This window comes from Burkholderia sp. BCC1985, assembly GCF_905339915.1.
In the GTDB taxonomy this organism is placed as follows: Bacteria; Pseudomonadota; Gammaproteobacteria; order Burkholderiales; family Burkholderiaceae; genus Burkholderia.
Window position 1 is genome coordinate 150,621 of record NZ_CAJPGY010000011.1, and the last position, 23,847, is coordinate 174,467.

At 67.2% G+C, this 23,847-nt stretch carries 20 protein-coding genes; 7 read left to right on the forward strand and 13 right to left on the reverse strand.

The window, feature by feature from the left end; all coding sequences use genetic code 11:
- Positions 1 to 3: 3 nt before the first annotated feature.
- Together U4Z31_RS13970 and U4Z31_RS13975 are read left to right on the forward strand one after the other, a co-directional pair.
- The gene (locus U4Z31_RS13970) at positions 4 to 696 is read left to right on the forward strand and encodes a C39 family peptidase (protein ID WP_321796221.1); all 693 of its coding nucleotides are present in this window, start codon (positions 4 to 6) and stop codon (positions 694 to 696) included.
- Between the two features lie 8 nt (positions 697 to 704).
- On the forward strand, positions 705 to 1,415 hold the full coding sequence (locus tag U4Z31_RS13975) for a hypothetical protein (protein ID WP_321810628.1): 711 nt from the start codon (positions 705 to 707) through the stop codon (positions 1,413 to 1,415).
- Positions 1,416 to 1,511: 96 nt separating this feature from the next.
- Here U4Z31_RS13975 and U4Z31_RS13980 read toward each other — a convergent pair whose 3' ends face one another.
- Together U4Z31_RS13980 and U4Z31_RS13985 are read right to left on the reverse strand one after the other, a co-directional pair.
- Complete coding sequence (locus U4Z31_RS13980) at positions 1,512 to 2,888, reverse strand: acetate kinase (RefSeq protein ID WP_415750283.1); 1,377 nt, start codon at positions 2,886 to 2,888, stop codon at positions 1,512 to 1,514.
- An 884-nt stretch (positions 2,889 to 3,772) separates the two neighbouring features.
- On the reverse strand, positions 3,773 to 4,924 hold the full coding sequence (locus U4Z31_RS13985; protein ID WP_124487047.1) for a porin: 1,152 nt from the start codon (positions 4,922 to 4,924) through the stop codon (positions 3,773 to 3,775).
- Between the two features lie 572 nt (positions 4,925 to 5,496).
- Between U4Z31_RS13985 and U4Z31_RS13990 the strand changes: the two genes are divergently transcribed.
- The 3 genes from U4Z31_RS13990 (at position 5,497) to U4Z31_RS14000 (ending at position 8,406) form a co-directional block, all read left to right on the forward strand.
- On the forward strand, positions 5,497 to 6,534 hold the full coding sequence (locus tag U4Z31_RS13990; protein WP_124487046.1) for an ABC transporter substrate-binding protein: 1,038 nt from the start codon (positions 5,497 to 5,499) through the stop codon (positions 6,532 to 6,534).
- A 70-nt stretch (positions 6,535 to 6,604) separates the two neighbouring features.
- The gene (locus tag U4Z31_RS13995) at positions 6,605 to 7,570 is read left to right on the forward strand and encodes a proline/glycine betaine ABC transporter permease (RefSeq protein WP_321810629.1); all 966 of its coding nucleotides are present in this window, start codon (positions 6,605 to 6,607) and stop codon (positions 7,568 to 7,570) included.
- A gap of 14 nt (positions 7,571 to 7,584) precedes the next feature.
- Positions 7,585 to 8,406, forward strand: coding sequence for a betaine/proline/choline family ABC transporter ATP-binding protein (locus U4Z31_RS14000; RefSeq protein ID WP_321810630.1), 822 nt, complete (start codon positions 7,585 to 7,587; stop codon positions 8,404 to 8,406).
- 33 nt (positions 8,407 to 8,439) lie between these two features.
- Here the strand turns inward: U4Z31_RS14000 and U4Z31_RS14005 are convergent, their stop codons facing one another.
- On the reverse strand, positions 8,440 to 9,471 hold the full coding sequence (locus U4Z31_RS14005; RefSeq protein ID WP_321810631.1) for an NAD(P)H-quinone oxidoreductase: 1,032 nt from the start codon (positions 9,469 to 9,471) through the stop codon (positions 8,440 to 8,442).
- A 121-nt stretch (positions 9,472 to 9,592) separates the two neighbouring features.
- Between U4Z31_RS14005 and U4Z31_RS14010 the strand changes: the two genes are divergently transcribed.
- The gene (locus U4Z31_RS14010; RefSeq protein WP_321810632.1) at positions 9,593 to 10,486 is read left to right on the forward strand and encodes a LysR family transcriptional regulator; all 894 of its coding nucleotides are present in this window, start codon (positions 9,593 to 9,595) and stop codon (positions 10,484 to 10,486) included.
- Between the two features lie 39 nt (positions 10,487 to 10,525).
- On the opposite strand, the gene U4Z31_RS14015 is transcribed toward U4Z31_RS14010, so the two are convergent.
- The 6 genes from U4Z31_RS14015 to U4Z31_RS14040 form a co-directional block, all read right to left on the reverse strand.
- On the reverse strand, positions 10,526 to 11,074 hold the full coding sequence (locus U4Z31_RS14015; protein ID WP_321810633.1) for a hypothetical protein: 549 nt from the start codon (positions 11,072 to 11,074) through the stop codon (positions 10,526 to 10,528).
- A gap of 76 nt (positions 11,075 to 11,150) precedes the next feature.
- Complete coding sequence (locus U4Z31_RS14020) at positions 11,151 to 12,818, reverse strand: GMC family oxidoreductase (RefSeq protein WP_321810634.1); 1,668 nt, start codon at positions 12,816 to 12,818, stop codon at positions 11,151 to 11,153.
- 15 nt (positions 12,819 to 12,833) lie between these two features.
- Positions 12,834 to 14,051 (reverse strand): mandelate racemase/muconate lactonizing enzyme family protein, encoded by a 1,218-nt coding sequence (locus U4Z31_RS14025; RefSeq protein ID WP_321810635.1) that lies wholly within the window; start codon positions 14,049 to 14,051, stop codon positions 12,834 to 12,836.
- Positions 14,048 to 15,379, reverse strand: coding sequence for an MFS transporter (locus U4Z31_RS14030; protein ID WP_321810636.1), 1,332 nt, complete (start codon positions 15,377 to 15,379; stop codon positions 14,048 to 14,050). The genes U4Z31_RS14025 and U4Z31_RS14030 overlap by 4 nt, the downstream gene beginning before the upstream one ends.
- Before the next feature lie 129 nt (positions 15,380 to 15,508).
- The gene (gene aldA / locus U4Z31_RS14035) at positions 15,509 to 16,933 is read right to left on the reverse strand and encodes an aldehyde dehydrogenase (protein WP_044848047.1); all 1,425 of its coding nucleotides are present in this window, start codon (positions 16,931 to 16,933) and stop codon (positions 15,509 to 15,511) included.
- Between the two features lie 336 nt (positions 16,934 to 17,269).
- Entirely contained in the window at positions 17,270 to 18,208 is a 939-nt protein-coding gene (locus U4Z31_RS14040) for a LysR substrate-binding domain-containing protein (RefSeq protein ID WP_011356424.1), read from the reverse strand.
- Positions 18,209 to 18,440: 232 nt separating this feature from the next.
- Between U4Z31_RS14040 and U4Z31_RS14045 the strand changes: the two genes are divergently transcribed.
- Entirely contained in the window at positions 18,441 to 19,316 is an 876-nt protein-coding gene (locus U4Z31_RS14045) for a LysR family transcriptional regulator (protein ID WP_321810637.1), read from the forward strand.
- Between the two features lie 165 nt (positions 19,317 to 19,481).
- On the opposite strand, the gene U4Z31_RS14050 is transcribed toward U4Z31_RS14045, so the two are convergent.
- The 4 genes from U4Z31_RS14050 to U4Z31_RS14065 all read right to left on the reverse strand — a co-directional run bounded on the left by U4Z31_RS14050 (position 19,482) and on the right by U4Z31_RS14065 (position 23,820).
- Complete coding sequence (locus U4Z31_RS14050) at positions 19,482 to 19,835, reverse strand: hypothetical protein (RefSeq protein ID WP_321810638.1); 354 nt, start codon at positions 19,833 to 19,835, stop codon at positions 19,482 to 19,484.
- Positions 19,832 to 20,557, reverse strand: a complete 726-nt coding sequence (locus U4Z31_RS14055; protein WP_321810639.1) for a hypothetical protein — start codon at positions 20,555 to 20,557, stop codon at positions 19,832 to 19,834. The genes U4Z31_RS14050 and U4Z31_RS14055 overlap by 4 nt, the downstream gene beginning before the upstream one ends.
- A 317-nt stretch (positions 20,558 to 20,874) precedes the next feature.
- Positions 20,875 to 22,209 (reverse strand): MFS transporter, encoded by a 1,335-nt coding sequence (locus U4Z31_RS14060; protein ID WP_321810665.1) that lies wholly within the window; start codon positions 22,207 to 22,209, stop codon positions 20,875 to 20,877.
- Positions 22,210 to 22,368: 159 nt separating this feature from the next.
- Positions 22,369 to 23,820 carry an NAD-dependent succinate-semialdehyde dehydrogenase gene (locus U4Z31_RS14065; RefSeq protein ID WP_321810640.1) on the reverse strand — a complete coding sequence of 484 codons (1,452 nt, stop codon included), beginning with the start codon at positions 23,818 to 23,820 and terminating at the stop codon, positions 22,369 to 22,371.
- Between the last annotated feature and the right edge of the window lie 27 nt (positions 23,821 to 23,847).

The window sequence follows — 23,847 nt, forward strand, 5'->3', positions numbered from 1 at the left end:
GCGATGAGACCGGTTGCCGCAGCATGCATCGCGGCGCTCGCTTACGCGCTGTCCGTCCCGATTGCATGGGCGGACGAGATGACGGTCGTCGATCCGGCGGGCGCAGGCTATGCGATGCACGTCACGAGTCTCAAGGAGGCCCGCTTCAAGCGCACCGTCAAGCAGCAATTCGATTTCAGTTGCGGGTCGGCTGCCGTCGCGACGCTGCTGACTTATCAGTATGACTATCCGATGACCGAGCAGACCGCCTTCGCCCAGATGTGGGAGAACGGCAATCAGGAGAAGATTCGCCAGCAGGGCTTCTCGCTGCTCGACATCCGGCGGTTTCTCGACGCGCACGGCTTCGTCGCGGACGGGTTCGAGCTGCCGTTGCAGACGCTCGCCAGGACGCACACGCCGGCGATCGTGTTGATCACCGAGCACGGCTATCACCATTTCGTGGTCGTGAAGGGGCTGCGTGACGGGCGTGTGCTCGTCGGCGATCCTGCCACCGGCACGCGCCCGATGTCGCTGGCGAGCTTCGAGCAGAAGTGGGAAGACCATGTGATTTTCGTGATTCACAACCGGCCCGAGCTGGCGGTGTTCAACGACCCGCGTGACTGGCGCGTCGCGCCCAGCGCGCCGCTCTACACCGGTATCGCGCGCGACGGCCTGTACAACGTCGTGATGCCGAAGCACGGCCCGAACGACTTTTGAGGACCGTCATGAGATCCCAGACCAGGAACATCGCCGGCATCGCCGTGATGGTGTGCGGCGGGGTGACGTCCGTGAGTGCGGTGGCGATGCAGGACGACGCGCTGGCCGCGACCGACGTGCCGGTCGCGCAGGCGAGCGGCGTCGTCGAGGCATCCGCCGCGAACGCGGGCGCGGATGCGGCGCCTGCGGAGTCGCGGGCCGGCGAGGTGCCGATCCTGCGTGCCGCGCCGCTCGCGATGGCGGAGTGCGCGGCAGGGCCGCCGGCAGTGGAGCCGGGCGGCGCGCAGGAACGGAACTGGCCGGCAGCCGGCGCGATCGCGCTCAGCGACGCGCGCCTCGATGCGATGCGCGGCGGCTTCGATATGCCGAGCGGTCTGAAGGTTTCGTTCGGCGTGTCGCGTGTCGCGTTCGTGAACGGCAATCTGGTCACGACGACCAGCTTCAACATCCCGGACATCAGTCATATCACCGCGCAACAGGCGCAGGCGCTGGCGGCCGCGAACGCGGGCGCGCTGATCCAGGTCGGCGCCGGCAACGCCGCGCAGCCCGCCGCGCTGCCGGCGCTGACCGGCGCGGTAATCCAGAACACGTTGAACAACCAGCAAATCCAGGCGGTGACGACGATCAACACGACCGTCAACACACTGTCGACGTTCAAGAACCTGAACGTGATGTCGACGCTGAACAATGCGTTGATCGGCGTGTTGCCGGGGCGATGAAGGCTCGGTGAGCGACCGATGAATGGCAGATGAGCGCGCACTGGCGCGCCGAGGCCCGCGTGCGCCGCGCGGCCCGCCGCACGCGCACGCGGGCGATCAGAATGCAATCGGCACGCGCAGCGTCATGACCACGTCCGGCGTGTCGCGTGTGAGGCCGGCGCCGATCGAGAGATTCAGCGTGGTCTTCGGCGACAACCGGTACGAGTAACCGAGGAGCAGTGAGCCGAGGATCACGCGCACCGAACTGGGTACCGTCTGGCCGTTCTGTTTCGTCGGCAGTACGATGCTCTGGTCGTAGCCGAGGCTCACCGACGCTTTCTCGTTCAGCGCGAGGCCCATGCCGATATTGAAACCCCAGATGTCGCCGGGCTGCACCTTGCCGATGAAGTCCTTCTGTCCATCGCGAATCGTGAGGCTGAGATTGTCGCGGCTGAAGCTGTGCAGATAGCTCAGGTTGCCGAAGAACACCACCGGGTCGGACGGAAAGAGCCACGTGAGGCCAGGCTGGATCGCGTAGAAACCGGAGCCCGTCGGCTGCTCGAGCGGCAGGCCGGTGCCGGTGGCATTGCCGACGCAGCGCGTGACGCAGTCGGTGACGACGTCGAACGGGCTCTTGCCGGTGGCGCTCTTGAAGCGCAGCCAGCCGATGTAATAGAACTTGTCGGGGCCGCCGGTATTGAACTGGTAGCGCAGCGTCATTTCGACGTCGCCGAGGCCCTTGCCGTGGCTGTTGAACGCGTTGTCCTGGGCGGTGCCGGTGAAGATCTCGCGGCTGATCGTGTCGTTCGTCGAGTACACATAGGGGACGCGGACTTCGACTTCCATCCGGTTGGTGATCCCGTAGCGCACCGCGACCGCGCCCGTCAGCGTGGTCGTCTTGACTTCCCGCACGTCGACCAGGCCGATCAGCAACGCCGGGATGATCGTGTAGCCGACGAGTGCGACGCGGTTCGACGACGAATAGCTGAACTGGAACGACGGCTCGACGACGAACTTGTTCTTCGGCGTCAGCACGCCGGGCTGATCGAAGATCGGCGCGACAGGCGGCGGTGCGGTTTCCGCCACCGGCGCCTGGCCGACCGGCCGGCTCGGCGGCGCGGCGGACCCGGCCGACGATTGCACGTTGCCGGGGGCGTTGCCGGCCGCGCCGGGCGCGCCGCCCGGGGAGCCGGTATCGGCCTGCGTCGCCGCGTCGCCGGAGCCGCCGGCATCGCCGGTGCCCGCGCCACGCCGGGCCGCGAGTTCGCGGTTGTCCAGCGCCCGGCTCAGGCGCGAGAGATTGGCTTCCTCGTCGGCCAGTTTGCGCTTGAGCGCACTCAGTTCCTGCAGATGGCGATCGACTTCCTGGCGCAGCGCGGAAATGTTCTCCTGCGTCGACTGGGCGTCCAGCGACTGCGCTTGCGCCGGGGCCTGAAAGAGCAGCACGCTTGCATAGCTGATGGCATGGATGCAGCGAAATGGCATGCGCTTCACGGTGCGTCTCCACGATCGGGCCTGCGGTTCCCCGGTGCACACCGACGGCTGGCCGGCGCGCGTGTTGCCCCGGATCGCCTCGCGTCACATCGCACGCGAGCCAGAGGATGTTTCTCCGGCGGCAACGACATGCGTGATCGAACGCAATGAAACGTCGGCAGCGAGGCCGCGCGCCGATACTCGATTGTCAATGTGCACGACGTCATGTCCCGCCGGCCGAACGACGCGGGGGCAGACCTCACGAGGCTAGTGCAGGCGGGCATCGAAAACCAACCAGACAAACCCTTGCCCACGTACGGTGGACAACGGACGTCACGGTTCTCCCTGTTTCACGGGGCCTTGCGTCAAAACCGAATGCACGTTTCGAGCCCGTGCGCGCAGGCTGCGCGGCGGGTTCATGGCAGTGTTTTCCCGTGTGCCGGCGGGCGTAGTTCCGATCAGGCGATGCAGGGGGGCGACCGCCGTTGCCGGAGAGGCGATCGCGCGGAAATCGCGCGTTCCCTTCCATCCGTGGGGCGCGTCGGTTGCGCGGGAAACGATTCGACGCGAGCGCGATCGTGCCGCGGCTCGTCGGCCCGCCCGAGTTGAACGCGATCAGGTATCGGGAATACGGCGCGGGCTTGATGCCCGCGCGATATGTCGCGCTCGTCGTGCGGCATGGGGATGCCTGACGTCGAGGTGGCACGCAGCGTACCGGCGAATCGTGGGCGGTTGTCCTGTCAGCGTTGACCGGGCGCACGCACGACCTGCGCCGAATCACGTTGCCTCGCGTCGTCGCGGCGCGAAACAAAAAACCCGCCGGCAGGCTGGCGCTTGCGGGCGGGCGAAGACACCTCGGGCCGACCGGCGCGGGTGTCGCGTGAAGAACGGAGAACCGGGTTGCGTCAGAACTTGTGGCGCAGCGCGAGACGCACGGCCACCTGGTTCGACGTCGACGACGGCGCGTCGGTGCCGGGGATGAACGCGTTGTCGAGGATCGAGTTCGTCTTGTCGCCGGCGATGTGCTGGTACGCGGCCTGCACGTACACGTCGGTGCGCTTCGACAGGTTGTAGTCGGCCATCAGCCCGACCGAGTGGATCTTCGGCTTCGCGTCGCCGGTCGATGCGTCGTACTTCTCGAGCGACAACACGTACTGCGCGCCGACCATGAACGCCGGCGTGATCTGGTACGAACCGTTCACCTCGAAGTTCTGGTACTTGATCGCGCTGACGGTCGCACCCGGTGCGATGATCGCGCCCGGCGTGCCGAGGTAGCCGTTGCCGGTCGGGTTCTTGTAGTTCGAGTTCGTGTATGCGAAGCCGACCGTCGCGGGTCCGAACGTGTAGTTGATGCCCGCGCCGAACACGCGCATGCGCTCGGCGATGTAGCTCGCGTCGTTCGCGGTGATCGCGCCGGCCGAGCCGTCGCCCGGCCGGTTCGCCTGCAGGTAGGCGGCGCCGATCAGCAGGCCGTTGTTCTGGTATTGCGCGCCGAAGCTGTACGCGCGGTTGTCCGAGAAGTTCGTGCTGTTGCTGAAGCTGTATGCACCGCCGAACTGGAAGCCGCCGAAGTTCGGGCTCGCGTACTTCACCGTGTTGTCGAGGCGGAACGAGTTGTCGGTGTTGTCGTTGTCGAACGGGTGCGCGAGCAGGTAGCCGCCCCAGTTGCCGTTGGCCGTGGTCGGCGCGAGATAGTCCACGACGGAGTCGTACTGGCGGCCGAACGTCAGCGTGCCGTACTGCGTCTGGCTCAGGCCGACGTACGCCTGGCGGCCGAACATGCGGCCGCCCTGGTTGAGCCGGCCGGTGTTCACGTCGAAGCCGTTCTCGAGCTGGAAGATCGCCTTCATGCCGCCGCCGAGATCCTCGCTGCCCTTCAGGCCCCAGCGGCTGCCTTGCGCGTAGCCGCTCGCCATCTCGTAGACATGGCCGGTGCCGACGTTGTTCGTGTAGTTCAGGCCTTCGTCGATCACGCCGTACAGCGTGACGCTGCTTTGCGCGAACGCGGGGGCTGCGAAGGTTGCCGTTACGGCGAGCGCCGTCAGGGTCTTTTTCATTGAGAGATCTCCGGGATATCCAGCTTCTTGTATCGGTTGTCGTGAACGCGTCCGGCGAGGCGCGCCCCGTCATCCGGGGCGACCCGGCGCAGCGCGCGCGGCGCCGGAAGCGCGCGATGCGCGGCGGCGCGGCGACCGGCTGGGCGGGTCGTGTCTCCTCCGATGACACCGCGCATTCTTCCCAAGCCGAAACGGATTCGAAAGCGAGTAATTTCGATGGATGGGATCGGGTTCGCCAATGGGGCGCGGCGGGTCGTTTCGACGGTCGAAACGGTGTGCGCGCCGCCGCGCTTCAATGTGGGTCGAGCGGTGCCCGAACAAGGCTCGACGCAGCCCGTTCCGGTCCGCGCGCGGGCCCGGTGAATCGGCTGAGAGGCCCGTCCGGCGGGCCACGCGAGGCACCCGACGATCGATTGGCGCTGCCGATTGCAATGATCGGAATTACTCGTTTCCCTAAACATATTGGTGGCTCGACCATGCAGCCTGACCGGACGTGGCTGGCTTCGCGATTTGCCGGTCGCCGCGCATGCCGCGACGCACAAACAACAGATTCGATTTGGAGACGACCCACCATGCAGATTCGACGACTGAAAACGGTCCTTCTCGCCGCCGCGGCGATCCTGTCCGCGCCCGCGGCCCATGCGGCCGGCGGCGCGTGCGCCGACGGCAAGACGGTCCATTTCGCGGGCATCACGTGGGAGAGCGGGTCGTTTGCGACCGAAGTGCTGCGGCAGATCATGGAGAAGGGCTACGGCTGCAAGACGGACGTCGTGCCGGGCAGCACGGCCGCCACCGAAACGGCGCTCGCGCGCAACGACCTGCAGATCTGGGCCGAGCAGTGGACGGGCCGCAGCGAGATCACCGCGAAGGCCGTTTCGTCGGGCGCCGTGAAGCTGATCGGCGACACGCTGCCGGGCGGCACGACCGAAGGCTGGTTCGTGCCCGACTACGTGGTGAAGGGCGATCCGGCGCGCAACATCAAGCCGGTCGCGCCCGGGCTCGTGTCGGTCGACGATTTGCCGAAGTTCAAGCAGGTGTTCGCCGACGAGGAGGAACCGGACAAGGGCCGCTTCCTGAACTGCCCGACGGGCTGGGACTGCGAGCGCGTGAACACGCGCCTGCTGAAGGTGCTGAAGCTCGACCAGTCGTACACGAACTTCCACCCGGGCACCGGTGCGGCGCTCGACGCGGCGATCGCGTCCGCGTACCAGCGCGGCGCGCCGATCGTGTTCTATTACTGGGGCCCGGCCGCGCTGATGGCGAAATACAAGTTCACGGCGCTGAAGATGCCGGCCTATAACGAAGCATGCTGGAAGACGTTGCGCGACGAGAGCAGCACGCACCAGTGCGCGTCGTCGTACATGGTGTCGCGGCTGACGGTCGGCGTGTCGAAGCCGTTCGCCGATGCGAATCCCGATCTCGTCGGCGTATTCGGCAAGGTGCGTTTCCCGATGGACTTCCTGAACCAGACGATCCTCGAGATGACGACGAGGAAGATCGACGGCGCGGCGATGGCCACGCAGTTCCTGAAGACCCGTCAGGACATGTGGAAGCAGTGGGTGCCGGCCGACGTCGCGCAGAAGATCGCCGGCAGCCTGAAGGGCGCGTAACCTGCGCGCGGCGACGGGCCCGCGCCCGTCGCCGCCGTCACGCGCCTTCGCGGCGCGACGGAGAATCAACATGAACGGCTTCTTTCTGCACCTGTCGATCGCCGACTGGGTGAACAGCGCGCTCGAGACGTTCGTCGCGCAATACGGCGACAGCTTCCATCACTTCAGCGCGCTCGTGTTGCGCTACCTGCTCGTGCCGCTCGAAGGCGCGCTGTGCGTCGCGCCGCCGTGGCTCGTGCTGCTGGTCGTCGGCGCGATCGCGTGGAACGCGACGCGCCGCATCGGCCTCGGCGCGCTCTTCATGCTGCTGCTCTACGCGATCGGCTGCTTCGGCCTGTGGGACAAGCTGATGCAGACGCTCGCGCTGATGCTCGTCGCGACGGTGCTGTCGGTTGCGATCGGCGTGCCGGCCGGCATCCTCGCGTCGCGCAGCGCATGGCTGCGCCGGATGCTGCTGCCCGTGCTCGACGTGATGCAGACGCTGCCGAGCTTCGTGTACCTGATCCCGGTGCTGATGCTGTTCGGCCTCGGCAAGGTCCCCGCGATCCTCGCGACGATCATCTACGCGCTGCCGCCGCTGATCCGCCTGACCGATCTCGGCATCCGCCAGGTCGATCCGGACGTGACGGAAGCCGCGCGTGCGTTCGGCACGACGCGCTGGCAATTGCTCGTCAACGTGCAGTTGCCGCTCGCGCGGCCGAGCATCATGGCCGGCATCAACCAGACGACGATGATGGCGCTGTCGATGGTCGTGATCGCGTCGATGATCGGCTCGCGCGGGCTCGGCGAGGACGTGCTCGCGGGCATCCAGACGCTCGACGTCGGCAAGGGCACGCAGGCCGGCCTCGCGATCGTGATCCTCGCGATCGTGATCGACCGGATCAGCCAGGGCTTCGGCCAGGAGCGGCGCGCGCGCCGCCGGCTCGCACAGCAGCGCCGACAGAAGGGCGCGTCGCGCGTGCCGTACCGGCTGCCGCGCAAGGCGGAGTCGGCGGGCGTCGATTCGAATCAGGCGACGCAATCGTCGCGCGCATAGGAACGGAGGCAGACATGGCGACCATCGACGTCAAACACGTGTACAAGCTGTTCGGGCCGCAGGCCGCGCATGCGCGCGTGCTCGACCTGCTGCGCTCGGGCAAGCGCAAGGCCGACGTGCTGGCCGAAACGGGCTGCAACGTCGGGCTCAACGACGTGAGCCTCGGCATCGAGTCGGGCGAGATCTTCGTGATCATGGGGCTGTCGGGTTCCGGGAAATCGACGCTCGTGCGTCACTTCAACCGGCTGATCGAGCCGACGGCCGGCGAGATCGTGATCGACGGCAGCGACGTGATCAAGCTCGACGCGCACGGGCTGCGCGAGCTGCGCCGTTTCAAGGTCAGCATGGTGTTCCAGAACTTCGGGCTGCTGCCGCACCAGACCGTGCTCGACAACGCCGCGTATGCGCTGCGCACGCGCGGCGAAAAGCGCCACGACGCGGCCGACGCGGCGCGCAACTGGCTGACGAAGGTCGGGCTCGACGGCTACGGCGATCATTATCCGGACGAGCTGTCGGGCGGGATGCGGCAGCGTGTCGGGCTGGCGCGCGCGCTGGCGGCCGATACCGACGTGCTGCTGATGGACGAGGCGTTCTCCGCGCTCGACCCGCTGATCCGCACCGAGATGCAGGATCAACTGCTCGAACTGCAGGCGACGCTGTCGAAGACGATCGTGTTCATCACGCACGATCTCGACGAGGCGCTGCGCATCGGCGACCGGATCGCGATCCTGCGTGATGGCACGCTCGTGCAGGTCGGCACGCCGGACGACATCCTGTCGCGTCCGGCGGACGATTATGTGCGGCGGTTCGTCGAGAAGCGCACGAGCGTGAACTGACGCACATCACGCCGCCCAGGCTGCGTGCCGCGCTCACTGCGCGCGGTGCGCGGCCGTCGTCAGCACGATCTTGCCGACGTGCACACCGGAGTCGATCAGCGCGTGCGCGCCGCGCGCGTCGTCGAGCGGGAAGGTGCGGAACACCTGCGGCCTGACCGTGCCGGCTGCGACGTGCGGCCACAGGTGCCGTTCGAGTTCGGCGATGAGCGCGCCCTTCTCCTCCGGCGTGCGCGAGCGCAGCGTCGAACCGATGTGCGTCAGGCGCTTTGTCATCATCGGCCACACGTCGAGTTCCTTCGCCGGCCCGTTCAGTGCGCTGACCTGCAGGATCCGCCCGTTCATCGCCGCGGCCCGGTAATTGCGCGCGACGTAGTCGCCCGCGATGATGTCGAGGATCACGTCCACGCCCTTGCCGGCGGTGATCCTGTCGACTTCGGCAACGAAGTCTTCTTCCCGGTAATGCACCGCGTGATCCGCGCCAAGCTGCAGGCTCGCGGCGCGATGCGCTTCCGAGCCGACCGTCGTGATGACGGTCGACGCGCCCATCGCCTTCGCGATCATCGTCGCGGTGGTGCCGATGCCCGACGCGCCGCCGTGGATCAGCACCGATTCGCCCGCCTGCAGCCGCCCGCGCTGGATCAGGTTCAGCCAGACCGTCAGGAACGTTTCCGGCAGCGCCGCGGCTTCGATCATGTCGAGTCCGGGCGGCAGCTTCATCGTCGTGAGGTGATGGGCGACCGCGTATTCCGCATAACCACCGCCCGTCACCAGCGCGCTGACCCGGTCGCCCGGCGCGAAGCCGTGCACGGCTGTGCCGGTCGCGACGACTTCGCCCGCGATTTCCAGGCCCGGGATGTCGGATGCGCCGGGCGGCGGGTTGTAGAGTCCCTTGCGTTGCAGCACGTCCGGGCCGTTCACGCCGGCGGCGTGAACCCGGATCAGCACTTCGTCGGCCTTCGGCCGCGGCGCGGGGCGACGTGCGGTTGCAAGGACTTCGGGGCCGCCGGGGCGGGTGATTTCGACTGCCGCCATGTCGGCGGGAACGGGGGAGAGCGTATCGGACATGTTTGCCTCGAAAAGACTGGTGAGTGGTCGGTGAAAAAAGTATAGGCTTGGGCCTTGATGAATTCGCGCAGCGATTTTCACGACCACAGATGCAAATTTGCATCACACCGGGAGAAGGCGCTTGAACTGGGACGACGCACGGATCTTTCTCGCGATCCATCGCGAACGCAGCCTGCGCGGCGCCGCGCGGGCGGTCGGGCTCGACCAGGCGACGGTCGGCCGGCGGCTCGCGGCGCTCGAGCGCGCGCTCGGCGCGACGCTGTTCCTGCGCACGTCGGCCGGGTACGTGCCGACCGCGGTGGGCGAGGTCGCGCTGCGCAACGTGGAGAAGATGGAGCAATCGGCGATCGACCTGGTGCGGCAGACCCAGGGCGTCGACCGGCGTCTTGCCGGCGACGTGCGCGTGACGACGACCGATACGATCGGGCTCGAATTCGTGATGCGCGCGATGCGCAGCCTGCACGACGAGCATCCGGACGTGCGCGTGCTGCTCAACACGTCGACGCAGGTGGAGAACCTCGCCAAGCGCGAGGCGGACATCGCGATCCGTACGATCAAGCCCGACAATCCCGATCTGCTCACGCGCCGGCTCGCCGCGTGGCCGACGGGGTTGTACGCGTCGGAGGAATACCTGGAGCGGCATGGCGAACCGGTGCCCGGCACCGGCTTCGAAGGGCATGACCTCGTGTGCTTCCTGCCGCACCTGAATGCACGCGGCCCGCTCACGGTGGTCGGCGAGCCGGTGCGCGCGGGGCGGATCGTGTCGGGGCTGAATTCGAATCTGATGTTGCGCGCGGCGGCGCGCGCCGGGCTCGGGCTCGCCGAGCTCCCGGTGCCGATCGCGGAGCGCGACGCGCTGGTGCGCGTGTGGCCGGCGCGTACGTCGGCGCGTCCTTACGAAGTCTGGATGGTGACGCACAAGGACTTGCGGCATACCGCGCGGATGAGCGCGATGATCGATCACATCGTGCGGGTGTTTGGCGATGCGGGAGCGCCGGGCAGTGCGAGCGACTGAGGCGGGGCGGCGACCCGTTCGCGATCCCCGGGGGCGATGCTACGTGCCGGCCGCGTTTGACTTGACGACCGATATGTCGATCAGCCGCACGCCATACGGGCCGACCAGCTCCTCGACGCGGACGACACCCGGCGCACTTTCGTCAGGCAGATCCAGATCGCGGTTGCACACCGAAATCGGCGCGCCGAGGGCGGCGTCCATGAAGGTCGCCTGGTGCCTGCACCCCTTCGGACCGGACGCATCGAGTGCGAAACCGGTCTCGAATGACCGCGGCGAATGCGCGGTCATTCTGACCAGCGCCGTGAGTGTGAAGTTGCCGAACATCATGCCCAGGCCGCCGAACATCAGAACGCAGAGCAAGAACTCCTTGATACTGCACGCTGTTCGAAGGTCCGACGTGACGACGATTGCAAGCAGCACGAAGGCGAGCGTGAATCCGGCGACGACCGCCGAGGAACCGGGCCAGTCGGCGGGATAGCAGCGCTCCGTCGCAAACAGGCCGACGAACATGATGATGAGCGGCGCGAGAATCAGCGAGAGAAACGTGATCGCGTGCCATCGCTTCATTTCCTTTTTGTGTGTCGGCATTGATTCGGTAACCTGTCGCGCGAGGAGAGTGATCTCGCGAAGTATGAACGACTTTCGACGGGATCACCGCGCTCGCTCAATGCGCGACGAGTTCCCGCTCGTTCGTCGGCACGCCGTTCGTCTCGCCGCGCGCCGCATCCGCCAGGATCAGGTCCGCGCCTTTCTCCGCGACCATCATCGTCGGCGCGTTGATGTTGCCCGACGTGATGTTCGGGAACACCGACGCATCGACGATCCGCAGCGCCTGCAGCCCGTGCACGCGCAGCGACGCATCGACCACCGACGTCGCCGCGTCCGGCCCCATCGCGCACGAGCCGCACAGGTGGTAGATCGAACCCGACTGCTCGCGGAAATACTGCAGCATCGCTTCGTCGGAATCGACCTGCGGCCCCGGCGAAATTTCCTCGACGGTCATCGACTTCAGCGCCGGCGCGCGCATCAGCGCACGAATCACCTTGCTGCCCTGCACGGCCTCGTCGAGATCCTTCTGCGTGGTCAGCGCATTGATGTGGATCTTGGCGTCATCTTCCGCGCGGTTCGACGCGATCTCGATCGTGCCGCGGCTCGTCGGCCGGCACGGGTTGAACGCGATCAGGAATCCGGAGTAAGGCTCGGGCTTGATGCTCGCGCGGTCGCTCTTCGGGATCCGGTACGACAGCGGGTTGAAGTAAAGCTGAATGTTCGGCTCCTGCGCATCGGCCGTGCCGCGGAAGAAGCCGCCCGCCTGGTTCACGCTCATCGCGAGCGGGCCACGCTTCGTCAGCAGGTAGCGCAAGCCGATCTTCATCTTGCCGAGCAGGGTGCCCATCTCGTCGTTCAGCGTCGGCCGGTTCGCCTTGAAGTAGAAGCTCACGCACAGGTGGTCCTGCAGGTTGCGGCCGACGGCCGACAGCGCATGCACGAGCGGCACGCGCCGGCGCGCGAGCAGCGCCGGATCGCCGACGCCCGACAGTTGCAGCAGCTTCGGCGTATCGACTGCACCGGCCGCGAGGATCACCTCGCGCGCGGCGACGAGCGTTTCGTCGCCGTGTCCGCCCGCGACGACCACGCCGGTCGCGCGCGTGCCGTCGAACGTCACGCGCCGCACGAGCACGCCCGAGCGGAGCGTGAGGTTCGCGCGGCCCAGCGCGGGACGCAGGTACGCGAAGCTGCTGGAGCAGCGTTCGCCGTTTTTCGTGTTCAGGTCGTAGATGCCTGCGCCCTCGAACTGCGCGCCGTTGAAATCGTCGGTGCGCGGCAGGTTCAGTTCGCCGCAGCCCTTCAGGAACTCGTGGACGATCGGATGCACGTCGGCCTTCATCGACGTGATGTGGATCGGCCCCGTCGCGCCGTGATGCTGCGGATCGGTCGCGCCCGCCGCGTGGGTTTCGAGCTTGCGGAAGTACGGCAGCACGTCGTCGTACGCCCAGCCCGGATTGCCGGCGGCCGCCCAGTCGTCGTAGTCGCTGCGCTGGCCGCGCACGTAGACCATCGCGTTGATCGAGCCCGACCCGCCGACCACCTTGCCGCGCGGGCAGTACAGCTTGCGATCGGCAAGCTGCGCCTCGGGCTCGCTGTAGTACATCCAGTTGTAGCGGCGGTTGTAGTAGGTCTTCGTGAAGCCGACGGGCACCTTGAACCAGAACGACGCGTCGTGCTCGCCCGCTTCGAGCAGCAGCACCGAATGCCGGCCCGATTCGCTCAGGCGGTTCGCGAGGATGCAGCCGGCCGAGCCCGCGCCGACGATGATGTAGTCGTAGCTCATGTCTGTCCTTTGCGCTCAGCCCTTCGCGGGGGCGAGATCCTTCACGTCGACGGGGTGTTCGCCCATCTGCAGGTGCAGCCGTTCGCCGGTGTACGGCGTGTGGCGCCTCACGACGTCCATGTCGAGTTCGATGCCGAGGCCCGGTTCGTTCGACGGGACGATGTAGCCGTCTTCCCAGCGGATCGGCGTCTTCACGACTTCGGTGTGGAAACCGCCCCACGTCATGATGCTTTCCTGTATCAGGAAGTTCGGTGTGCAGGTCGCGAGCTGGATGCTCGCGGCCGCGCCCACCGGCCCGTTGTACAGGTGCGGTGCGATCTGCGCGTAGTGCACTTCGGCGAGCGTCGCGATCTTCTTCGCTTCGAGCAGGCCGCCCACACGCGCGACATTCAACTGCAGGATCGATGCGCCGCCCGCCTGCAGCAACTTGTGGAATTCGTACTTGGTGGTCAGGCGCTCGCCGGTCGCGATCGGAATCGACGTGTGCTTCGCGACTTGCGCGATCGCCTCTTCCTGGCCGGGGGGCACCGGCTCCTCGAACCACAGCGGGTCGTATTTCTCGAGCCGCTTTGCGAGCCGGATCGCCGACGACGGCACCATCTGCCCGTGCGTGCCGAACAGCAGGTCGGCCTTGCTGCCGACGGCTTCGCGCACCTTGCGGCAGAACGTCTCGCAGCGGTCGAGCACTTCGAGCGACAGCTGGTGGCCCGAGTAGGCCGTGTACGGGCCGGCCGGATCGAACTTGACGGCCGTGAAGCCGAGCTTCACGTTCTCGGCCGCGCATTCGGCCGCGAGGTCGGGATCGTCGTAGTCGTATTCGCCTTTCGCGTTCTTCGGGTACAGGTACGTGTACGAGCGCAGCCGCTCGTGGATCTTCCCGCCGAGCAGTTCGTACACGGGCTTGCCGGCGGCCTTGCCGATGATGTCCCAGCACGCCATTTCGAGGCCGCTGACGACGCCCATCATCGTGAGATCCGGTCGCTGCGTGAAGCCGCTCGAATAGGCCTGGCGGAACAGCCGTTCGACGTGATGCGGGTCGCGGTTCAGCAGGTGGCGTTCGAACACGTCGTCGATGATCGGCGCCATCGCCTTCGGGCCGAACGTCGCCGAGTAGATCTCGCCGACGCCTTCGATGCCGTCGTCGGTCTTCAGCTTCACGAAGATCCAGTACATCCCGCCGATATGCGGCGGCGGCACGGCGACGATATGGGTTTCGAGCGAAACGATCTTCATGCGGACTCCTGGATACGGTGAATGCGGTTGAGGCGGTGTTTGAGGAACGCGGCCGCGCCCGCGCCGCAGAGCGCGATCGCAGCGATGTAGCCGAAATAGAGCTGGTAGCCGTGGGCGCCCGGCCAGGTCTGCGTCACGTAGCCGTTGATCAGCGGCACGAACACGTCGGGCGAATAGCCGAGCACCGAGATCAGGCCGATCGCGAGGCCTGCGCAATGGGTCGGCACCTTGCAGTCGTCGAGCAGCGACCAGTAGAGGCCGCGGATCGCATAGGTGAGGATGCCGATGAACAGCACGAGCACGACGAGCATCGCCTGCGGGCTGTGCGCGGGCGCGGCGATCAGCCCGACGAGCGACAGCGCGGCGAGCACCAGCGCCCAGAACAGCACCGACACCTTCGACACGCGGTCGCCGAGGAAGCCGCCGCCGATGCCGCCGACGGGACGCATCCACAGCTTGAGCGTCGTGATGAAGCCGGCCGCCGTCGCGCTGAGCCCGAAATTGCCTTCGTGCAGGTAGGCCGAGAAGCTGTAGGTCGCCCAGAACACCTGGTAGCCGCAGAACACGATCGCGGCGACGAGCCACAGTTCGGGGATCGCCGCGAGCGTCTTCAGGTCGGTCAGCACGCTGCCTTTTCGGCGTTCCGTCACGGCCTTGCGACCGCCGGCGCCCACCGGATCCTTCACCAGCGCGAGCAGCACGCCGAGCGCGATGCAGAAGAACGCGTACAGATGCACGACGAGCGTGAAGCCGGCCGCATCGGTGCCGCCGCGCGCCTGCGTCACGTAGGCGAACAGCGTGATCGCGATCGTCGCGAGCAGCGCCTCGACGAGCCCGCGGCCGCCGTCGAGCAGCCCGAAGAAACGGCCCTGTTCGTCGGGGCCCGCGATCATGTTCACGCGCTTGATCACGGCGGCCCAGAACGTGAGGCCGGTGGTCAGCCCCCAGCCGCCGAAGATCAGCACGAGCGTGTCGAACGACGGCCCGGTCGCGTACACGAGCCCGAGCGCGCCCGTCGCGAGCAGCGAAAAGCAGATCAGCCAGCGCGGCGACAGGCGGTCGGCGAGCCAGCCGCTCGGCAGGTAGCTGACGAGGAAGATCGTGCCGAGCGACGAATACAGGTAACCGAGCTGCACGTCGTCGATATGGAAGAACTGCAGCATCGTCGGCTGGTACACCTGCCGCAGATACAGCATCGGGTAGATCGCGCCCGCGGCAATCACGAGCAGCAGCAGTTGCAGGTAGCGTTGCGCGCGGGAATGCTGCGACGCGTGAGCGTGGTCGTGCAGCGCGAGCGACGCGGCGGGCGTCGACGGTTGGGTCGGCATGATGTCTTCCTCCATCAGGCGTCCTTGAGGCGGACGCCTGCAGGTTTTTTATGTTCTGGTGGGTCAGGGGCGGCGCGCGGCGGGGTGTCGTCGTGCGCGCGCCGGAAACGGTGCTTGCGTGTGGCGGTGTCAGTACTTCATGACGACGAGGCGCGTCTGCGTGAATTCGAGCATCCCGTGCTTGCCGTCGTCGCCGCCGAGGCCCGAGCGCTTCCAGCCGGCGTGGAAGCCCTGGTACGGATCGGCCGGCGTGCGGTTCACGTACAGCTCGCCGGCCTCGATCGCGTTCGCGACGGTCATCGCGGTGCGGTAGCGCTCGGTATAGAGCACCGACGACAGGCCGAACTGGTGGTCGTTGGCCTGCGCGATCGCTTCGTCGATCGTCGTGTAGCGCAGCACGGGCATGATCGGGCCGAAAGTTTCCTCCTGCACGATCTCCATGTCCTGCCGCACGCCGGTGAGCAGCGTGGCCGGGTAGAAGAAGCCGGGGCCGTCGGGAATCGCGCCACCGGTTTCGAGCGTCGCCCCCGCCGCGATCGCACGTTCGACCATCCCGTGGATGTGCGCGCGCGCCGATGCGCTGACGAGCGGGCCCATCCGCGTGGCGTCCTGCGCACGGTCGCCGATGCGCACGGCGGCCATCTTCTCCTTCAGCAGCGCGACGAAACGGTCGTGCACGCTGTCGTGCACGTACACGCGCTCGATCGCCGTGCAGAGCTGGCCGCAATGGGTCGTCTTCGACGCGACGAGCGCGGCGGCCGCGCGTTCGAGATCGGCGTCGGGCTCGATGATCGCGGGCGTCTTGCCGCCGAGTTCGAGCGACGGCTTCGCGATGTTCGCCTTGCAGTAATCGAGCACCTTGCGGCCCGCGTTCACGCTGCCGGTCAGCGTGATCATCCCGACTGCCGGGTGCGTGCACAGCGCTTCGGCCGTCGCGTGATCCATCGTCAGGATGTTGACGACGCCCGGCGGGAAGCCCGCTTCGTCGGCCGCCTTCGCGATCTCGAACGCGGACACCGGCGTGTGGTTGCTCGGCCGCACGACCACGGTATTGCCGGCGATCAGCGCGGGCGCGACCTTGCGCAGCAGCGTGTAGACGGGATAGTTGAACGGGATCAGGCATGCGACGACGCCGATCGGCTCGCGCTGCAGGAACAGGTTCTCGTCGGGCGTGTCGCTCGGGATGATCTCGCCCTCGATCCGGCGCGCCCACTCGGCGTGATAGCGCGTGATCTGGCCCGCGTAGACGGCTTCGTTCGACGCGTCCTCGATGCTCTTGCCGGATTCCTGCGCGAGCGCCGCGCCGATCTCCGGAGCGCGCGCGGTCAGCGCGTCGGCTAAGCGGTGCAGGTACACGGCGCGCTCGGCGCTCGGCAGCTTGCGCCACGCCTTTTGCGCGGCGGCCGCGGCGTCGACGGCGGCGAGCGCGTCGGCCGGCGTCGCGGCCGGCACGCGCGCGAAAGGCGCTTCGGTGGCGGGATTGTGGACCACGATGAACGCGTCGCTTTCCGGGGCGACGAAACGGCCGTTCACGTAGTTGCGTTCAGTGCGCATGAAGTGACTCCTCCGATGATTGCGGGCGGATCGCTTCGGGTGGCGACGCGCGCGGTACGGGACAGAGGCCATTCTCTTCATGCGTTTAGTGCACGACAAACGACTTATTTTCGCGTCGAGCATGAGAAAAATGCACGTTACTCGACCGATCGGCCGGAATCGCGCGTCCGGCAAGGCTGCCGTGGTGCGGGCCGCGAGCGGGACGGGCGGCGGCGGGCCCGCATTTTTCGACTGATCCGGATGCGCGCGCGAGCGGGAGCCGGTAAGGTGTCGGCCGCGGTTGACGCTTCGGCGCGGCGCGGGGCGGTCGGCTACGCTTGGGGCACGGATCGTGTGCTAGGCCAGCGGCACTTGCGGCAGCGGCGACGACGGTTCGAGATGGCGCTTCGCGAGCCACACTTCCTGCTGCAGCCAGTCGCGGAACTGGACGATGTGCGGCAGGTTCGTCTGCTCGGGCCGCGTGACGAACCAGTACGACTGGTGGCCGTCGACGTGTACGTTGAGCACCTGCATCAGCTGCCCGGTCGCGAGTTCGCGCGCGACCATATGGCGATCGGCGATCGTGATCCCGAGGCCGTCGATCGCCGCGCGGATCGCGTGGTCGAGCAGGTCGAATTCGTAGCCGCCGCGCGTGTCGACGTCGGCGATGCCGGCGGCCTTCAGCCAGTGCTGCCAGGTCAGGTAGCGCTGGTCGTCGGTGGCGAGCACGTGCAGCAGCGTGAAGCGGTTCAGGTCGATCGGCGCGCCGTCCTGCCGCAGCCGCGCATACAGCGCGGGCGCGCAGACGGCGATATGCTGCTCCTGCATCAGCAGTGCGTTGTCGAAGCCGTCCCATTCGCCGTCGCCGAAGCGGATCGCGCAGTCGAGCACGCGCGATTCGCCGAGACTGTCGTGGATGCGGGTCGTGAGGCTCAGCTCGAATTCGGGATGCGCGTCGCGCAGCCGGCCGAGCCGCGGCATCAGCCAGCGCGCGGCGAAGGTGGGCGGCACGTTCGCGCGCAGGCGGTTCAGGTGGGTTTTTTCCTGCAGGCTGCGAACGGTCAGCTCGATCTTGTCGAACGATTGCTGCAACGCGCGCAGCAGCACGCGGCCGGCCGCCGTCAGTTCGAGCTGGTGATGGCGGCGCTCGAGCAGGGTTTCGCCGAGCTGGCCCTCGAGCTGGCGAACCTGGCGGCTCACCGCGCTCTGCGTCACGTTGAGCAGCTCGGCCGCGCGCGTGAAGCTGCCGGTGCGGCCGGCCATCTCGAAGGCTTTCAGCGCGTTCAGCGCCGGCATCTTGCGTCTCACGGGGCGGTGTCGTGTCTGGTGCGGGATGCTTATTGTAGGCGGGCGGCGCGGGTGCTGGGGGCGATGAATGGATGCGACGAAGGGGGCGGGCCCTCGGGGCTTTTTACGGCGCGGCGGTTGATGCACGTCGTTGCGATGAGACTGCCGGCGGGATGGACGGCGGCGCCGGCTCGCACCAGCACGAACGATACGAACGATACGAACGAAAGGGACACACATCATGCGACGCCTGCCATCGTTGATCGCGCTGCGATTTTTCGAGGAGACCGCGCGTCACCTGAGCTTCAACCGTGCGGCGGTTTCGCTGTGCGTGACGCAGGGGGCGGTGAGCCGGCAGATCCGGCTGCTCGAGGAGGCGCTCGGCGCGCGGCTGTTCGAGCGCGATCACAAGGGCGTGCGCCTGACCGATGCCGGCCAGCGGTTGCTGCCGTTCATCGGGCAGGCGTTCGATACGATCGAACGCGGCGTCGACGAAGTCGCCGCCACGCGGCCGGGTGCGAAGCGGCGCCTGACGGTGTCGCTGCCGCCGACGTTCGCGACGCAGTGGTTTTCGCCGCGGCTCGGCACGCTCGCGCAGGCGCTGCCCGACGTCGAGCTGTCGATCCGCACCGAGCCGGCCGACGACTGCCATTGCCACATCCGCTTCGGGCGCGCGGCGCGCGCGGGAATGCAGTCGGAGCTGCTGATGATGGAACGGCATGCGCTCGTCGGCGCGCCGCGTTATCGCGGCGATGCGCTCGACGTGCTGCTCGGCCGGCTGCCGTCGCTGCATGTGCTGCACGAAGGCAAGCGCCTGACGCTATGGGCCGACTGGTGCGAGCAGGCCGGCGTGCCGGTGGCGCGGATCGCCGACGGCATCGAGTTTTCCACGCTCGAACAGGCGATCCGCGCGGCGCGCAAGGGCGCGGGGCTCGCGGTGGTCGACCTGAACATGATCGAGGAGGAGATCGCCGAGGGCAGTCTCGTGCGGCTGTCGCCAGTACAGCCGATCGGACCGTTCGGCTATTGGCTCGATGTCGAGCCGGAGAGTATCGCGGTCGAGCCCGTGGTTGCGTTTGCCGCGTGGTTGCGGGGGCAGGCGGGGCGGCGGGGGTAGGGGCGACTGTAGGACGTGGCTGATCGGAATGTGGGAAAAATCGGATCGGTCCGCGCCAGTCGCGCAGTGCTTTCAACTTTGGTGTCCGTTAAAGATCGTTACCAACGGGAGACCTGTACGCTCGTTGTCGAGCCGAGTCAGACAGCTTTCTCCCGTCGTGGCCGGCTACGCGTCGGGGTCGTGTCCGAAGTGCATGAGTGTCTCCCGGCGTCCGCTGGCTTCGATCTCGGCGATCGATTCGACCGGCAACTGGCACTTGGAGAGATCGATACGCCCGACGTTGAAGACGGCGCGTCGCGGCGGGGATGCCTGCATGTCGGCCGACCATGTGTCGTGCCCGACGGCGGACTTGCGCATGACGCGCGCCAGGCTTCGATGGAGTTCGTTTGCGACGAGCGTATCGAGGAATTGCCTGGCTTCGGAGACGAGAGCAAGGCGATGCCGGTTCGCCGGCCGGCCCCGCTTTGCCATGGCGCGCGCGACCCGGAATCCGGCAATCGGCGTGTGCTTTGCGTTCATTCGTAAATCTCCTTTTCGATCAGGTATCTTTGTAGCGCCTGCACGGATGTGCCATGCGGTGCGACGTCGAATGACATCCAGCGATGTGATCCCGCCACACGCCAGAAATCTCGCCCGAATCGTGTGGCATAGAGCGCACGCAGCGTCCGGAGCGATCCGTCGGCAAGACCGACCGGGTGCCCCTGGAAATACTGGAACAACGCCGCTTCATCGCTGCACGTGTCGGGAATGGGCGCGTCGAAACCGAACCGCGGCCATGCGTAGTACCCGAATAGCCGACGCCCGCCCGGTTTGGGCGCCGCCTTCCGGCCCCCCGCCGCGAATGCAATGATTCGAGTGATGCCCAACGTATCAGACGCCCTGACGATGCGCCACAGCATCGCCGCGCCGAGTCCCGCGATTGCGTTGTCGACGAGATCGATTGTCTTGAGTTCGAGTAGGGATGTGTCCGATTCCCGACGCACCGATACACGATTTTCGGATCGGATCCAGGTGGTGTTCGTGACCGAGAGCGTCAACCAGCCTCTGCTGTCGAGATAGGCTTGAATCTCCGATCCCTTAGGCGCTCCGCATAACGAAACGAGCAGTTCATCGGGGACATCGCCGCTCACGCCCAACAACGCGGAAATATCCAGGTCGTTTCGTTCGATCGCCAGCCGATCGTCGAAGTACGTCGTCTCGTACGGCAGGACATGGCTGAGGTCGACAAAGCGGGCGGGCATGGTGGCGGTCGAAAAGCGGAAAACCCCAGCATATCGCCGCGAATCAGCGGCGCCGAGTCCGCCGAACGGCCAATCGCGAGTCGGATCGTCCGCCGTCCCGCCCGCCCTACGACCAGTCGAACGTCAGCAGCGCCACGCGGCTGACCGGTTCGTAAAACAAGAGAATCCAGTCAGGGCCCTCATCGCGTGATATTCCCACCTGGCCACGGCTGGGTTCGCTCGAATCGCGCTCGGCATCACCGCCGCACATCAGCGGCGAGCCGACGCGAAAGCGTCGAGCGTACCGATGGAGGCAGGCACGCCACCCGCCACCCTCGTCAATGCCCCGACGCTTCCTCCAGCGTCAGATGCTTCGTCTCCGGCGCCCACGCGATGGACACGATCATCCCCACCAGCAGCACGCCCGCGAGCGCGAACATCGTCGCGTGAAAGCCGAACGTCGCGATGCCGGCCGGCAGCAGGAACGTGCCGATCGCCGAACCGAGCCGGCTGCACGCGATCGCGAGGCCCACGCCGCTCGCGCGCACTTCGGTCGGGAAGCACTCGGGCGGGAACACGCCGACGAGGTTGCTGAATGCCGACATCGTCAGCGTGAAGATCGCGAACGCGACGATCATCGCGACGGCCGCCGTCGACGGCAGCACCGCAAGCGCGACGAGCGACGCGCACGTCACCGCGAACGAGCCGATCAGGAAGCCGCGTCGCGACAGCCGGATCGTCAGCCAGATGCCGATCAGCGCGCCCAGCACGAGAAACGCGTTCAGCAGCAGGTCCGCACCGAAGCCTTCGGCGAGGCCGATCGTCTTCAGGATCGTCGGCAGGAACGTGTAGATCGCGAAATACGGAATCACGAGGCACACGAAGAACGCGCAGTTGAAAAGCGTGCGGCGGATCAGGTCATGCCGGAACAGTCGCGCGAAGCCGGCATTCGCCTGCGGTTCGGCCGAACCGTCGAGCATCACGTGCGGCCCGAAATGTTTCGCGACGATGGCGCGCGCTTCCTGCACGCGGCCCTTGCCGAGCAGCCAGCGCGGCGATTCGGGCGTGCCGATCCGCAGCACCAGCACGATCAGCGCGGGCAATGCAGCCGACGCGAGCAGCCAGCGCCATGCGTCGGGCGCGGCGTCGCCGTACGCGAGGCCGAGCACGTTCGCGGCGACATAGCCGATCGTCCAGATCACGCTGAACGAGCCGAGCAGCGCACCGCGATGCTTGCGCGGCGAGAATTCGGCGAGGATCGCGTGGCCGACGGTGAAGTCGCCGCCCATCCCGAAGCCGATCAGCACGCGCAGCACGCACAGTTCGAGCGGCGACGTGACGAAGAACTGCGCGAACGCGGCCGCCGTGATGATCACGAAGCTCGTCAGGAAGATCTTCTGCCGGCCCATCCGGTCGGACAGCCAGCCGAACACGAGGCTGCCGAAGAAGATGCCGATCAGCGCCGAGCTGCCGATCATCCCCATCCAGAACGCGTCGATCGGCATCTGCCTGCCGAGCGCGGCCAGCGCATAACCGATCGTGCCGAGCGTGTAGCCTTCGGTGAAATGCGCGCCGAACGTGAGGCCGGCGATCTTCACGTGGAAACGGTTGAGCGGCACGTCGTCGAGCGCGACGGGGCGGTGCGGCGCCTCGGCGCCACGCGACAGCGGCAACGCGCGCGCGGTGCCGGATTGAACGTTGGCCTGGGTCAAGCTGCCTCCTGGATTGTCATGCGCGATGCGGCGGCCTGCGCGGGCACGAATGCCCGCGAGCGCCGTGCAAGGCGCCGCGCGCCCGGGCGGCGCGCGGCGCGGGTCGACCGCGGGGAGTGGTCAGCGGCCGAGGCCGGCCATCAGCGTGTACTTGAGTTCCACGTATTCGTCGAGGCCGTACTTCGAGCCTTCGCGGCCGAGCCCCGATTGCTTGACGCCGCCGAACGGCGCGACTTCGGTCGAGATGATCCCGTCGTTGACGCCGACCATCCCGCTCTCCAGCGCACCGGACACGCGCCACGCGCGGCCGAGATCCCGCGTGTAGAAGTACGCCGACAGCCCGAACGGCGTGTCGTTGGCCGCGGCGACGGCCTCTTCCTCGGTCGTGAAGCGGAAGCAGCCGGCGACGGGACCGAAGGTTTCCTCCTCGGCGATCAGCATGTCGGGCGTCATGCCGGTCAGCACGGTCGGCTCGTAGAACGTGCCGCCGAGCGCGTGGCGCTTGCCGCCGGTGAGCGCGTGCGCGCCCTTCGCGGTTGCATCGGCCACGTGCCGCTCGACCTTGCCGAGCGCCGCCTCGTTGATCAGCGGCCCCTGGTCGACTTCACCGGCGAGCGCGTCGCCGACGCGCAGCGTGCGCGCGGCGTCCGCCAGCTTGCGCGTGAACGCGTCGTACACGCCGTCCTGCACGAGAAAGCGGTTCACGCATACGCAGGTCTGGCCCGTGTTGCGGAACTTCGACGCGATCGCGCCCGTGACCGCCGCATCGAGATCGGCATCGTCGAACACGATGAACGGCGCGTTGCCGCCGAGTTCGAGCGACAGCTTCTTCAGCGTGTCGGCCGACTGCTTCGCGAGCAGCTTGCCGACCCGCGTCGAGCCCGTGAACGACAGCTTGCGCACGACGGACGAACTCGTCAGCGTCTCGCCGATCGCGACCGCGTCGCCCGACACGACGTTGAACACGCCGGCCGGCACGCCCGCGCGCTCGGCCAGCACCGCGAGCGCGAACGCCGACAGCGGCGTTTCCTCGGACGGCTTCAGCACCATCGTGCAGCCGGCCGCGAGCGCGGGGCCGGCCTTGCGCGTGATCATCGCGAGCGGGAAGTTCCACGGCGTGATCGCCGCGACGACGCCGACCGGCTCGCGCGTGACGACGATCTGCGAATCCGGCTTCGGGCTCGGGATCACGTCGCCGTACATGCGCTTCGCTTCTTCCGCGAACCATTCGAGAAAGCTCGCCGCGTACGCGACTTCGCCGCGCGCTTCCGCGAGCGGCTTGCCTTGCTCGCGCGTCAGCAGCTCGGCGAGCGCATCGCGATGCTCGAGCATCAGCTCGCCCCAGCGCTTCACGCGTGCGCCGCGCTCCTTCGCGGTCAGCGCGCGCCACGCGGGAAACGCGTGCGCGGCCGCGTCGATCGCGCGCTGCGTGTCGTCGGCGCCGCCTTTCGCGACTTTCGCGATCGTCTCGCCGGTCGCGGGGTTCAGCACCGGATAGGTCGCATCGCTCGCGCCATGCGATTCGTGCCATTCGCCGCCGATGTAATGGCCGGTCCTCAGAAATTCGTTCATTGTGTGTCGTTCCTTCAGTGCATCGGA

What these genes read in the sequence shown, in the direction of transcription:
- U4Z31_RS13995 (WP_321810629.1), top strand. Translation starts at nt 6,605, where the DNA reads ATGAACGGCTTCTTTCTGCACCTGTCGATCGCCGACTGGGTGAACAGC.
- U4Z31_RS14055 (WP_321810639.1), bottom strand. Translation starts at nt 20,557, where the DNA reads ATGCCCGCCCGCTTTGTCGACCTCAGCCATGTCCTGCCGTACGAGACG.
- U4Z31_RS13970 (WP_321796221.1), top strand. Translation starts at nt 4, where the DNA reads ATGAGACCGGTTGCCGCAGCATGCATCGCGGCGCTCGCTTACGCGCTG.
- U4Z31_RS14000 (WP_321810630.1), top strand. Translation starts at nt 7,585, where the DNA reads ATGGCGACCATCGACGTCAAACACGTGTACAAGCTGTTCGGGCCGCAG.
- U4Z31_RS14015 (WP_321810633.1), bottom strand. Translation starts at nt 11,074, where the DNA reads ATGCCGACACACAAAAAGGAAATGAAGCGATGGCACGCGATCACGTTT.
- U4Z31_RS14030 (WP_321810636.1), bottom strand. Translation starts at nt 15,379, where the DNA reads ATGCCGACCCAACCGTCGACGCCCGCCGCGTCGCTCGCGCTGCACGAC.
- U4Z31_RS13975 (WP_321810628.1), top strand. Translation starts at nt 705, where the DNA reads ATGAGATCCCAGACCAGGAACATCGCCGGCATCGCCGTGATGGTGTGC.
- U4Z31_RS13990 (WP_124487046.1), top strand. Translation starts at nt 5,497, where the DNA reads ATGCAGATTCGACGACTGAAAACGGTCCTTCTCGCCGCCGCGGCGATC.
- U4Z31_RS14005 (WP_321810631.1), bottom strand. Translation starts at nt 9,471, where the DNA reads ATGTCCGATACGCTCTCCCCCGTTCCCGCCGACATGGCGGCAGTCGAA.
- U4Z31_RS13985 (WP_124487047.1), bottom strand. Translation starts at nt 4,924, where the DNA reads ATGAAAAAGACCCTGACGGCGCTCGCCGTAACGGCAACCTTCGCAGCC.
- U4Z31_RS14020 (WP_321810634.1), bottom strand. Translation starts at nt 12,818, where the DNA reads ATGAGCTACGACTACATCATCGTCGGCGCGGGCTCGGCCGGCTGCATC.
- U4Z31_RS14050 (WP_321810638.1), bottom strand. Translation starts at nt 19,835, where the DNA reads ATGAACGCAAAGCACACGCCGATTGCCGGATTCCGGGTCGCGCGCGCC.
- U4Z31_RS14040 (WP_011356424.1), bottom strand. Translation starts at nt 18,208, where the DNA reads ATGCCGGCGCTGAACGCGCTGAAAGCCTTCGAGATGGCCGGCCGCACC.
- U4Z31_RS14065 (WP_321810640.1), bottom strand. Translation starts at nt 23,820, where the DNA reads ATGAACGAATTTCTGAGGACCGGCCATTACATCGGCGGCGAATGGCAC.
- aldA (WP_044848047.1), bottom strand. Translation starts at nt 16,933, where the DNA reads ATGCGCACTGAACGCAACTACGTGAACGGCCGTTTCGTCGCCCCGGAA.
- U4Z31_RS14025 (WP_321810635.1), bottom strand. Translation starts at nt 14,051, where the DNA reads ATGAAGATCGTTTCGCTCGAAACCCATATCGTCGCCGTGCCGCCGCCG.
- U4Z31_RS14045 (WP_321810637.1), top strand. Translation starts at nt 18,441, where the DNA reads ATGCGACGCCTGCCATCGTTGATCGCGCTGCGATTTTTCGAGGAGACC.